General features: G+C 56.1%; 12 protein-coding genes. 8 read left to right on the top strand and 4 right to left on the bottom strand.

The window, feature by feature from the left end; genetic code table 11:
• Nucleotides 1–108 precede the first annotated feature (108 nt).
• The 8 genes from lolC (at nt 109) to RT644_RS09375 (ending at nt 7,951) form a co-directional block, all read left to right on the top strand.
• Entirely contained in the window at nt 109–1,308 is a 1,200-nt protein-coding gene (gene lolC / locus RT644_RS09410; protein ID WP_020457472.1) for a lipoprotein-releasing ABC transporter permease subunit LolC, read from the top strand.
• Entirely contained in the window at nt 1,301–2,002 is a 702-nt protein-coding gene (gene lolD, locus RT644_RS09405; protein ID WP_160270719.1) for a lipoprotein-releasing ABC transporter ATP-binding protein LolD, read from the top strand. Before lolC ends, lolD begins: the two co-directional genes overlap by 8 nt.
• Entirely contained in the window at nt 2,002–3,246 is a 1,245-nt protein-coding gene (gene lolE, locus RT644_RS09400) for a lipoprotein-releasing ABC transporter permease subunit LolE (RefSeq protein ID WP_313626445.1), read from the top strand. The genes lolD and lolE overlap by 1 nt, the downstream gene beginning before the upstream one ends.
• A 35-nt stretch (nt 3,247–3,281) precedes the next feature.
• Nucleotides 3,282–4,193 (top strand): N-acetylglucosamine kinase, encoded by a 912-nt coding sequence (gene nagK, locus RT644_RS09395; protein WP_097407898.1) that lies wholly within the window; start codon nt 3,282–3,284, stop codon nt 4,191–4,193.
• A gap of 14 nt (nt 4,194–4,207) precedes the next feature.
• Nucleotides 4,208–5,029: a Sir2 family NAD+-dependent deacetylase gene (gene cobB, locus RT644_RS09390; RefSeq protein ID WP_269231213.1), complete on the top strand. Its 822-nt coding sequence runs from the start codon at nt 4,208–4,210 to the stop codon at nt 5,027–5,029.
• 159 nt (nt 5,030–5,188) lie between these two features.
• Nucleotides 5,189–5,950, top strand: a complete 762-nt coding sequence (locus RT644_RS09385) for a MipA/OmpV family protein (protein ID WP_313626444.1) — start codon at nt 5,189–5,191, stop codon at nt 5,948–5,950.
• A complete protein-coding gene (locus RT644_RS09380) occupies nt 5,950–6,750 on the top strand; it encodes a response regulator transcription factor (RefSeq protein WP_313626443.1) in 801 nt (266 codons plus the stop codon). The genes RT644_RS09385 and RT644_RS09380 overlap by 1 nt, the downstream gene beginning before the upstream one ends.
• On the top strand, nt 6,635–7,951 hold the full coding sequence (locus RT644_RS09375) for an ATP-binding protein (RefSeq protein ID WP_313626742.1): 1,317 nt from the start codon (nt 6,635–6,637) through the stop codon (nt 7,949–7,951). Before RT644_RS09380 ends, RT644_RS09375 begins: the two co-directional genes overlap by 116 nt.
• A gap of 22 nt (nt 7,952–7,973) precedes the next feature.
• On the opposite strand, the gene potD is transcribed toward RT644_RS09375, so the two are convergent.
• The 4 genes from potD to potA all read right to left on the bottom strand — a co-directional run bounded on the left by potD (nt 7,974) and on the right by potA (nt 11,901).
• A complete protein-coding gene (potD, locus tag RT644_RS09370) occupies nt 7,974–9,020 on the bottom strand; it encodes a spermidine/putrescine ABC transporter substrate-binding protein PotD (RefSeq protein ID WP_097407903.1) in 1,047 nt (348 codons plus the stop codon).
• A 127-nt stretch (nt 9,021–9,147) separates the two neighbouring features.
• Complete coding sequence (gene potC, locus RT644_RS09365) at nt 9,148–9,945, bottom strand: spermidine/putrescine ABC transporter permease PotC (protein WP_020457481.1); 798 nt, start codon at nt 9,943–9,945, stop codon at nt 9,148–9,150.
• Nucleotides 9,942–10,799, bottom strand: a complete 858-nt coding sequence (potB, locus tag RT644_RS09360; protein ID WP_097407906.1) for a spermidine/putrescine ABC transporter permease PotB — start codon at nt 10,797–10,799, stop codon at nt 9,942–9,944. Before potB ends, potC begins: the two co-directional genes overlap by 4 nt.
• Nucleotides 10,783–11,901, bottom strand: coding sequence for a spermidine/putrescine ABC transporter ATP-binding protein PotA (potA, locus tag RT644_RS09355; RefSeq protein ID WP_249882167.1), 1,119 nt, complete (start codon nt 11,899–11,901; stop codon nt 10,783–10,785). The genes potB and potA overlap by 17 nt, the downstream gene beginning before the upstream one ends.
• Nucleotides 11,902–11,974: the final 73 nt, after the last annotated feature.

Below are 11,974 nucleotides of genomic sequence, written 5' to 3'. Positions count from 1 at the left end.
CGGAATTTTTCCTTATCTGTCTGACGAATACTTACCGTTTCACTCATTTACGCTCTGTGCTTTCGCTTATATACTCCTCACTCTGCTATCAGCAACCAGACGGATTTCATGTACCAGCCTGTCACTCTTTTCATAGGCCTGCGCTATATGCGCGGGCGCGCAGCGGACCGCTTCGGCCGCTTTGTCTCCTGGCTGTCAACCATTGGCATCACCCTCGGTGTTATGGCGCTGGTAACGGTGTTATCGGTGATGAATGGCTTTGAGCGCGAGCTGCAAAACAACATTCTGGGGCTGATGCCACAGGCTACTCTTACCACGCAAAACGGCTCACTGAATCCAGCGCAGCTGCCGGCAAGCCAGATCAAATTACAGGGCGTGACGCGAATTGCGCCGCTCACCACTGGCGATGTAGTGCTCCAGAGCGCGCGCAGCGTGGCGGTGGGGGTGATGATGGGCATCGATCCGGCGCAAAACGATCCGCTGACGCCATATCTGGTGAATGTCAAACAAAGCGATCTGCAAGCGGGCAAATACAACATTATCCTCGGTGAGCAACTGGCCGGTCAGTTAGGCGTGAACCGTGGCGATCAAATCCGCGTGATGGTGCCCTCTGCCAGCCAGTTTACGCCGATGGGCCGTTTGCCGAGCCAGCGTCTGTTCACCGTGGTGGGTACATTTGCGGCGAACAGTGAAGTCGACGAATACCAGATGCTGGTCAATATTGATGACGCTTCACGCCTGATGCGCTACCCGGCGGGGAATATCACCGGCTGGCGTTTATGGTTGAATGAGCCGCTGAAAGTCGACGTGCTCAGCCAGCAAACATTGCCGGAAGGCACCAAATGGCAGGACTGGCGCGATCGTAAAGGCGAGCTGTTCCAGGCCGTGCGGATGGAAAAAAACATGATGGGGCTGCTGCTGAGCCTGATCATCGCCGTTGCGGCATTCAACATTATTACCTCGCTGGGTCTGATGGTGATGGAAAAGCAGGGCGAGGTAGCGATTTTACAAACCCAGGGCTTAACCCCACGTCAAATCATGGCCGTGTTTATGGTGCAGGGGGCCAGCGCCGGGATTATTGGCGCGTTGCTGGGTGCCGGGCTGGGCGCACTGCTCGCCAGCCAGTTAAATAACCTGATGCCGATTATTGGTGCCTTCCTTGATGGCGCAGCCCTGCCGGTGGCGATTGAACCGCTGCAGGTGATTGGTATTGCGCTGGTGGCGATGGCCATCGCGCTGCTCTCTACGCTTTATCCTTCCTGGCGCGCCGCCGCCACTCAACCCGCTGAGGCTTTACGTTATGAATAAGATCCTGTTGCAATGCGACAACCTGTGCAAACGCTATCAGGAAGGCAGTGTGCAAACCGACGTACTGCATGATGTCAGCTTTAGCATGGCGGAAGGGGAGTTAATGGCGATTGTCGGCAGCTCCGGCTCCGGTAAAAGTACGCTGTTGCACCTGTTAGGCGGGCTGGATACGCCAACCTCTGGCGATGTAATTTTCCGTGACCAGCCAATGAGCAAACTCACCTCGACCGCCAAAGCGGAGCTGCGTAACCGGGAATTAGGCTTTATCTACCAGTTCCATCATTTGTTGCCGGACTTCACCGCGCTGGAAAACGTGGCAATGCCGCTGTTGATTGGCAAAAAGAAACCAGCGGAAATTAATGAGCGTGCCCGGGAAATGCTGCGCGCGGTTGGGCTTGAACATCGCGCCAGCCACCGTCCTTCCGAGCTTTCTGGCGGCGAACGCCAGCGTGTGGCGATTGCCCGCGCGCTGGTCAACAATCCGCGCCTGGTGCTGGCAGATGAACCGACAGGGAACCTCGATGCGCGTAACGCGGACAGCATTTTCGAACTGCTGGGCGAACTGAACAAAATGCAGGGCACGGCTTTCCTCGTGGTGACACATGATTTACACCTGGCGAAGCGTATGAATCGCCAGTTAGAAATGCGCGATGGTCGCCTGAATACTGAAGTCACCCTGATGGGGGCCGAGTAATGGCCTCACCCCTCTCTTTACTGATTGCGCTGCGTTTTAGCCGTGGTCGCCGTCGTGGCGGTATGGTGTCGCTGATTTCGGTGATCTCCACCGTTGGCATCGCGCTGGGCGTGGCGGTGCTGATTGTCGGTTTAAGCGCGATGAACGGTTTCGAACGTGAACTGAACAACCGCATACTGGCGGTGGTGCCGCACGGTGAAATCGAGCCGGTGAATCAGCCGTGGACGAACTGGGACACAGCGCTGGAAAAAGTGAAAAAAGTGCCGGGCATTGCCGCCGCTGCGCCCTATATTAATTTTACCGGGCTGGTGGAAAGCGGTGCCAACCTGCGCGCGATTCAGGTGAAAGGCGTTGACCCGGCGCAGGAAACGCAGCTTAGCGCCTTGCCGAAATTTGTGCAGGGCGACGGCTGGCAAAATTTCCGCGCCGGTGAGCAGCAGATCATTCTGGGTAAAGGCGTGGCCGATGCGCTAAAAGTGAAGCAGGGCGACTGGGTTTCCATCATGATCCCCAACTCCGATGACGCGCATAAACTGCTACAACCCAAACGCGTGCGTTTGCATGTCACGGGCATTCTGCAACTGAGCGGCCAGCTTGATCACAGCTATGCGATGATCCCGATGCAGGACGCGCAGCAATATCTGGATATGGGCGGCAGCGTCACCGGCATCGACATCAAGGTAAATGATGTGTTTAACGCCAATAAACTGGTGCGCGACGCGGGTGAAGTGACCAACAGCTACGTCTATATCAAAAGCTGGATTGGTAAGTACGGCTACATGTATCGCGACATTCAGATGATCCGCGCCATAATGTATCTGGCGATGGTCTTAGTGATTGGCGTGGCCTGTTTTAACATTGTCTCGACGCTGGTCATGGCGGTAAAAGACAAGAGTGGTGATATTGCTGTGTTGCGTACGCTCGGGGCGAAAGATGGGCTTATCCGCGCCATTTTCGTCTGGTACGGTCTGCTGGCAGGCCTGCTTGGCAGCATCAGCGGTGTGGTGATCGGCGTTGTCGTATCATTGCAATTAACGCCAATCATTAACGTGATTGAAAAGTTGATCGGCCATCAGTTCCTGTCGGGAGATATCTACTTTATCGATTTCCTGCCATCGGAGCTGCACCCGCTGGATGTCGTCTATGTGCTGGTGACGGCGCTGGCGCTAAGCCTGCTGGCAAGCTGGTATCCGGCGCGCCGGGCGAGCAATATTGATCCTGCACGAGTGCTGAGCGGGCAGTAATTCCGCGTGGAACGGGCCACAACGAAGGAGTGGCAATGAATTACGGATTTGATATCGGCGGCAGTAAAATCGCGTTGGGCGTCTTTGACGCCAACCGGCGCTTACAGTGGGAAAAGCGCGTCGCCACCCCGCACGACAGCTATCAGGCGTTTCTGCGCGCCATTGCCGATCTGGTTGCCGAAGCGGATGCGCATTTCGGTGTCAAAGGCAGCGTCGGCGTCGGTATTCCCGGCATGCCGGAAACCGCCGACGGCACGCTGTATGCCGCTAATCTCCCCGCTGCCAGCGGTCAACCGCTGCGCGCCGACCTTACTGCGTTGCTTGAGCGCAATGTGCGTATCGACAACGACGCCAACTGCTTTACGCTCTCCGAAGCCTGGGATGACGAATTCCGCCAGTATCCGCTGGTGATGGGGTTAATCCTCGGCACCGGCGTTGGCGGTGGGCTGGTGGTGAATGGCAAATCCATCTCTGGCCGTCGCTTTATCACCGGTGAGTTCGGTCATATCCGCCTGCCGGTGGATGCGCTGGGGCTGATGGGTTTTGATTTCCCGCTTACCCGCTGCGGCTGCGGAAAGATCGGTTGTATTGAAAACTATCTCTCCGGGCGCGGTTTTGCCTGGCTGTACCGACACTTCTATCATCAATCCTTGTCAGCGCCGGAAATCATTACGCGCTGGGAACAGGGCGAGGCGAAGGCGCTGGCGCATGTGGAACGTTATGTGGATTTGCTGGCGGTGTGTCTGGGTAATATTCTGACCATTGTCGACCCGGATCTGCTGGTGATTGGCGGCGGTTTATCCAATTTCAGCGCGCTGACCCGGCTGTTGCCAGCGCGTATTGCGCCGCATCTGTTACCGGCAGGCGATGTACCACGTATCGAACGCGCGCGCCATGGCGATGCGGGCGGGATGCGCGGCGCGGCCTTTCTTCACCTCACTGACTAATCTGAGAGGATGCTATGCAATCGCGACGTTCACATCGTCTCAGCCGTTTTCGCCGTAACAAGCGCCGTTTGCGCGAGCGCTTGCGTCAGCGAATTTTTTTCAGAGACACAATGGTGCCAGGCGTAATGGAAAAACCAAGAGTCGTCGTTCTGACGGGAGCGGGCATTTCCGCTGAATCCGGTATTCGTACCTTCCGCGCGGCAGACGGGCTGTGGGAAGAGCATCATGTTGAAGACGTGGCGACGCCGGAAGGTTTTGCCCGCAACCCGCAACTGGTGCAAACCTTCTATAACGATCGGCGCAGGCAGCTGCAACTGCCGGAGATTGTGCCGAATGCCGCGCATCTGGCGCTGGCGAAGCTCGAGCAGGCGCTGGGCGATCGCTTTTTGCTGATCACGCAAAACATCGACAACCTGCACGAACGCGCGGGCAATAAAAACATTATCCATATGCACGGCGAGCTGCTGAAAGTGCGCTGTTCGCAAAGCGGGCAGGTGCTGACGTGGACGGGGGATGTCACGCACGATGACAAATGCCACTGCTGCCAGTTTCCGGCACCGCTGCGCCCGCATGTGGTGTGGTTTGGCGAAATGCCGCTGGGGATGGACGAGATTTACAGCGCGCTGGCAATGGCGGATGTGTTTATCGCGATTGGCACCTCCGGGCATGTTTATCCGGCTGCCGGGTTTGTGCATGAAGCGAAACTGCAGGGCGCGCACACCGTAGAGCTGAATCTCGAACCGAGCCAGGTTGGCAGCGAGTTTGAAGAGAAACACTATGGGCTGGCAAGCCAGGTCGTACCGGAATACGTTGAAAAGCTGCTGAAAAAGCTTTAACCATCACCGCCATCCTTTTTAGCTAAGGGGATGGCGGTTTAGCGCTTTTTACTGACCTGTTCACGCGCCAGCGTGTGACTATCGTGAAAATCCCTGGTAAGTTCCCCGTAAGACAACCCCCCTGATGATAGCGTTTCCACCGCTAACAGGAGCATCATCATGGGTGTTGTGCCACGTTGTGTTGTCGCAGCCAGTCTAATGTCTGTTGTTTTTGCCGCCCGGGCCGATGAACTGCCGGTTTGGGGAGTTGGCGTCGGCGTCATTAGCACGCAAAAGCCTTACCAGGATAGTGACCGTCAGTACACCCCGATCCCGATTCTGCATTATGAAAACCGTTATTTCCGCTTTTCAGGCACGGCGGCTGAAGTCAAATTGCCCGCGCTACATCTGAGTGAAACCCAACAGCTCAATATCGGTCTAATAGCCCGTTATGACGGCGCAGGCTATTCGTCCGATGATGCCGATATCCTGAAAGGGATGGACAAGCGCAAAGGGGGATTCTGGGGCGGAGCGGGCATCGGGTGGCAAAACCCGGTAGTGGATCTGTTTACAGACTGGACTCACGATCTTTCCGGTAACAGTCGCGGGCAGCGTTTACGCCTGGGCGCAGAAAAGCGCTGGTATCTGAGTGAGCAATTTACGTTGACGCCTCGGCTGGTCGTCAGCCGTTATAACAGCAGCTATGTCGATTACTACTACGGCGTGCGCCGCAGCGAAGCACGTCCGTGGCGGCCTGCATACCGTGCAGATGCCTCGATTAACACCGAAATGGGCGTACGCAGCCTGTACACATTCAATGAACATCACACGCTGATGGTTGACGTAGAAATGACGCTGCTGGCGTCGGAAATTAAGGACAGCCCGCTGGTGAACAGGACTAACGAAAACCGCATTTTAATAAGTTATCTGTACTATTTCTGATGAGCCGAATATTACTGATTGAAGATCACGACCATCTGGCGCGCCTGATTGCCAAAGGGCTGGCAGCGGCGGGCATCGCTGTGGATATTGTCGGGCGCGGCGATGCGGCCTGGGCGGCGATAGCACAGGTCTCTTATCAGGGGCTGGTGCTCGATCGCGGTTTGCCCGATGGCGACGGTATCCAGCTATTGCATCGCCTGCGCCAGGCGCAGGTCGCGATCCCGTGTTTGATCCTCACCGCCCGCGATGCGCTGCACGATCGCGTCGAAGGGCTGGAGGCGGGCGCGGATGACTATCTCGCCAAGCCGTTTGCCATGGAGGAGCTGGTGGCGCGTGTGCGTGCCCTGTTGCGCCGTCCGGTGCAAAGCCAGCCGCTGCAACCGGCGTGGGGCGATTTAATCCTTTCGCCGGAAGCCAGCATTATGCAGTGTGGCGAACAGCACATTGCGCTGGCACCTGCTGAGCTGCAAATCATGTTAGCGCTGGTGGGAAAGCAGGGCGGCGTAGTACGCCGTAGCCGGATGGAAGCCGCCGGATGGGGGTTAAGCGATGCGGTGACGCCGAACGCGCTCGACGTCGCGCTGCACCGGTTAAGGCGTAAGTTAACGGCGATTGGTTCGCGCCTGCAGATTGTTAACCTCAGGGGATTAGGCTATGCCATCCGGGAAAAAACGTTGGCTGAATATCCTTGCGCTGAAGATCCTGCTGGCGTTTGTCGCCGGGGCGCTGCTGAGTATTGCGTTGCTGGTGCTGTCTGGCCGGGTGGTGAAAGAGCGCTTACCGGGGATGGATCTTTCTGACTACACCCACCGGCTGGCTCAGGACTTGCAGTTTGACGCGCGCGGGCAGCCGACCGGGTTCAATAACGGCGACCAATTTCCACTGTGGATCTACCAAAGCATCACCGATGATGTGGCTTATCGCGTGCTGGATGGCGAAGGGCGAGTCGTGCTGATGTCGCCCGGTGCGCAACACTGGCCGACGCTTGCACCGCAAGTATCACGAGAGTTTAAATTCACGCTTAACGGCATGATTTACGATGGTGCGACCGAACCGTATGTTCTTGCAGGCAAAACCTGGTGGATCCAGATGGCCGCCAGCTCGCGGATTATCGATTTTCTGCATCGCGGTTTTGCCTTACCGTTTATCCGCTTTGGTATCGAGTTGTTCAGCCTGGTGCTGCTGGTGGTCTTCGGGCTTTGTGCGTGGGTGACGCTGAAATATTCCCTCAAGCCGCTGCGCAATGTGTCGACGGAGGCGGCGCTAATCTCGCCGCGCTCGCTGGATGCGCGTCTGCAAACACGCGGTGTACCGACAGAGATCTCCCCGCTGATTGACAGCTTCAACCAGGCGCTGGCGCGACTGGAGAAGGGGTATCGTAATCAGCAGGATTTTCTGGCGAAAGCGGCGCATGAGTTAAAAACACCGCTGACGCTGATTCGTGCAGAAGTAGAAATGATGGAGGCCACAGAGGACGCGCGCGGGCCGCTGTTGTTGCAGGTCGAACATCTGGCGCGTCAGGTTCAGCAGTTATTACTGCTGGCTGAGGCCAGCGAACCACTGAGCTACCAATTTGCTCAGGTTGATGTCCATGCGATCGCCCGCGATTGCGTGCAGTTTCTTCAGCGTATCGCTTCAGATGCGCAGGTTTCGTTGACCTTATCAACGGCAGACGATCCGCTGCGCTGGCGCGCCGATCGCGGGGCGTTATTCACCCTGCTTAAGAACCTGATCGAGAACGCTATCCAGCACGCGCCGCCCGGTACGCCCGTGCATATTGCCGTCAGTGAAAATGGGTTTACGGTGCGCGATGTCGGGCCGGGCGTGGCGGAAGACGAATTGCCGTTGCTGTTTTCGCGTTTCTGGCGCGGCGCGCATCGACGCGATAGCGGGGCGGGGCTGGGGCTGGCGATTTGCCATGAAATTGTGCTGGCGCACGGCTGGACGCTGCAGGCGGAAAATGCCAGACCGGGGTTGCTTCTGGCGGTGTCGACCGGGTGAGCGACCCGGTCGACGAAAGCGGTTAACGGCCCGCTTTTAACTTCTGGTAGTACTCTTCATAAATGGCGCTGGTACTGCCGACATCGTTTTGCCATTCACCTTTCTGGATGGTTTCGGCATCCGGATAGAGGGATTTATCGTTTGCCACTTCAGGTTTGAGCAGCTTACGCGCCGCCAGGTTTGGCGTCGGATAGCCGATGGTTTCCGCGACCTGTTTGGCGATTTCCGGGCGCAGCAGGAAGTTAATCAACTTCAGCGCACCGTCGACGTTTTTCGCGTTTGCGGGAATCGATAAGCTGTCCATCCAGAAAATACCGCCTTCTTTCGGCCACACGACCTCCAGCGGCGTTCCCGCCTGGCGCGCAACCCAGGCGGAGCCATTCCACACCATCCCGAGATTCACTTCGCCTTCCATATACGGGTTCGCCGGGTTATCGGAGTTGAACGCCGCCACGTTTGGCATCAGTTTTTGCAGCTCTTTATAAGCCGCTTCAATCTCTTTCACATCGGTGGTATTCCCGGAATAACCGAGTTTGCGCAGCGCCATCTGGAACACTTCGCGCGCGTCATCAGTTAACAGCAGGCTGCTTTTGTATTCCGGTTTCCACAGATCTGCCCAACTGGTAATGGTTTTCGCATCGATGGCGTCAGTATTGACGCCGATCGCCGTCGCGCCCCAAATGTACGGAATGGAGTAATCGTTATTCGGGTCGAACGGCTTGTTAAGCATCTCGGGATCGAGATTGTGGAAGTTCGTCAGCTTCGTTTTGTCGATCTTCTGGATCATGCCCTCTTTGCGCATTTTGTCCACGAAGTAGGTCGACGGCACCACCAGGTCGTACGCGCCTTCTTTATAGGTTTTGAGCTTGGCGTACATTGTTTCATTCGATTCATACGTCGAATAGATAACCTTGATGCCGGTCTCTTTGGTGAACTGCTCCAGCAGGCCCGGCGGCACATACTCGGTCCAGTTATAGAAGTAGAGTGTTTTGTTGTCGTCAGCGTGTGCGGCGCTCATGCCGAGGGCAAGTGCGCCCGCCGCGAGCAGGTGGCGTGACCATTTTTTCATTCAAACGTCCCCTGAGTTAGAGCCTGCCTTGCAGGCTATTTTATTTGCCATTTCGGGTCCGGACAGTGCCCGAACGCCTAACGTTCTGCGGCTTCTGTGTGCTGTCCGCCCGAACTGGCTGCGTCCATTACGCCTGGCGAGGCAGGCTTTTTGTTTTCGTCGTATCACGCGCAATCAACTGGCTGGCAATCACCAGTACCAGCGACAGCACCAGCAGGATCGTCGCCAGCGCGTTCACTTCCGGCGATACGCCGACTTTGACCATTGAGTAGATCTTCAACGGCAGAATTTCATATCCTGGCCCGGTAACGAAAGAGGAAACCACAACGTCATCCATCGACAGGGTAAAGCTCAGCAGCCAGCCTGCGGCGACAGCAGGCATCGCCAGCGGCAGGATGATTTTGCGCAGGATGGTCATCTCGCTGGCACCCAGATCTTTGGCCGCTTCCAGCATCCGCACATCAAACCCTTTCAGCCGCGAGAACACCGTGACCACCACAAACGGCAGGCAGAAGGTGATATGCGAAAACAGCAGCGACCAGAAACCCAGGTGCACGCCGAGCAGCATAAACAGCACCAGCAGGGAAATTGCCATTACGATATCCGGCGACATCATCACCACAAACAGCATGCCGCTGACAAACGGTTTGCCGCGAAAACGGTAGCGGTAAAGCGCCACGGCAGTCAGCGAGCCAATTAACGTCGCGAACGTTGCCGACAGCACCGCCATCGTCAGAGAGTGCTGCGCCGCCTGCAGCAGGCTGTCGTTATTCATCAACAGGCTGTACCACTGGGTGGAAAAGCCCTGCCAGTTGATGCCAAAGCGCGAGCTGTTAAAGGAGTTGACGATCAAAATAATGATCGGGATATAAAGGTAAGCGTAAATCGCGGTCATAAAACCGCCTCGCAGCAGTCGACCGATCATTCGAGCTCCACTTTTTTATTCAGCAATCGCGCGGCGCGCCAGTAAACCAGCAACATCAGCCCCATCACGATGGTCAGTGTAATGCTGGTTGCCGACCCAAACGGCCAGTCGCGGATGTTCAGAAACTGGCTCTTAATCACGTTGCCGACCAGCAGGTTTTTTGCGCCACCCATCAAATCCGAGACGTAGAACAGCCCCATGGCCGGTAGCATCACCAGCAAACAGCCGGCGACAATCCCCGGCATCGTCAGCGGAATAATGATGCGGATAAAGGTTTGCAACTTGCTGGCACCGAGATCTTTTGCCGCTTCCAGCAGCGGTTTATCGAGCTTTTCGATACTGGAGTAGAGCGGCATGACCATAAACGGCAGCAGAATGTAGACCAGCCCGATAATCACCGCGCCGGGGGTAAACATAATGCGCAGCGGCGTATCGATAACGCCCAGCCATAGCAGGAACTCGTTGAGATACCCTTTCGTGCTGAGGAAAATTTTCAGCCCGTAGATGCGGATCAGTGAGTTGGTCCAGAAGGGGACAATCAGCAAGAACAGCAGTAACGGACGCACCTTGGCGGGCAGTTTCGCCAGAAACCAGGCAAACGGATAACCCAGCGCCAGACACATCAGCGTGGCGATAAACGCCATGTTGAGCGAATGCAGCAGCACGTCGAAATAGAGCGGATCCAGCAGCCTGGTGTAGTTATCCAGCGTAAAGACCAGTTTGACGAAGTTAGCGTCGTCGCGGGTCAAAAAGCTGGTGGCGATGATCATCAGGTTGGGCAGAAAAACAAACAGTACAAGCCAACCGACGATGGTCGCGATCACGCCCTTCTGGAATTTACTTGTACTCTTCATCAGCCAGCACGACCTCCCAGCTCTCTACCCAGTTGATGGCCATTTTCTGGTCCAGCGAATGGTCAAAATCCGGGTCGTCTTCATTAAAGAACTCGCTGACCATCACCATTTTGCCGTTTTCCAGCTCGACCATCGATTCCAGCGTCATCCCTTTATAGTTACGTTCGCGCACGTAGCCAATCAGCCCTTCGGTTTCGGCAATATCATGGATCTCTTCGACGCGCAGATCTTCCGGGCGAAGCAGCACGTTCAGCTGCTGGCCTTTTTCCACCGCGAAGTTGACATGGATATTGCACTCGCGACCTTCGACGTTTGCCCGCACGCGGCTGTCGTCCAGACGCTCAATCACCGTGGCGCTGAAAATATTGATTTCACCAATAAAGCTGGCGACGAACAGGTTTTTCGGCTCTTCATAAATTTCGCGCGGCGTGCCGTCCTGCTCGATGCGCCCGTCGCGCATCACCACGATGCGATCTGACATGGTCAGCGCTTCTTCCTGATCGTGGGTCACAAAGACAAACGTGATACCAAGCTTGCGCTGCAACGCTTTCAGTTCGTTCTGCATCTGCTTGCGCAGCTTATAGTCAAGCGCGGAGAGGGACTCATCCAGCAGCAGTAAACGCGGCTTATTCACTACCGCGCGGGCAATGGCGACACGCTGTTGCTGGCCGCCGGAGAGCTGGTGCGGTTTACGCTGGGCGAACTCGTCAAGCTGCACCATACGCAGCGCTTCGGTGACGCGCGGGGGAATTTCTTGCGCCGGAGTTTTTTGCATCCGCAGGCCAAATGCCACGTTTTCGAACACGGTCATATGCGGGAAGAGGGCGTAACTTTGAAAGACGGTATTCACATGGCGGTGTTCTGCCGGAACGTGGGTGATATCCTGAGCATCAAGATGGATATGGCCGACATCAACGCTTTCGAGCCCGGCGATCAGGCGAAGAACCGTCGTTTTACCGCAGCCCGAAGGGCCAAGCAGCGTCAGAAATTCGCCGTTATTGATGGTGAGATTAAAATCAGAAATGACATTTTTGCCATCAAAGCTTTTGCGAATACCAGCCAGTTGCACCAGCGGTGAACGCGAACGCGATTGTGTGTTCAATTATTTACTCTGTCCCGTGTTTGCGCATCAAAAGTGATATCCGATGCGGGGTTTGTGATGAACCACCTTCAGG

The sequence above is a fragment of the Kosakonia sp. genome (assembly GCF_032104925.1).
Lineage (GTDB): Bacteria > Pseudomonadota > Gammaproteobacteria > Enterobacterales > Enterobacteriaceae > Kosakonia.
The sequence above is the reverse complement of the archived record's forward strand: the minus strand, read 5'-3'. Positions and strand labels throughout refer to the sequence as shown.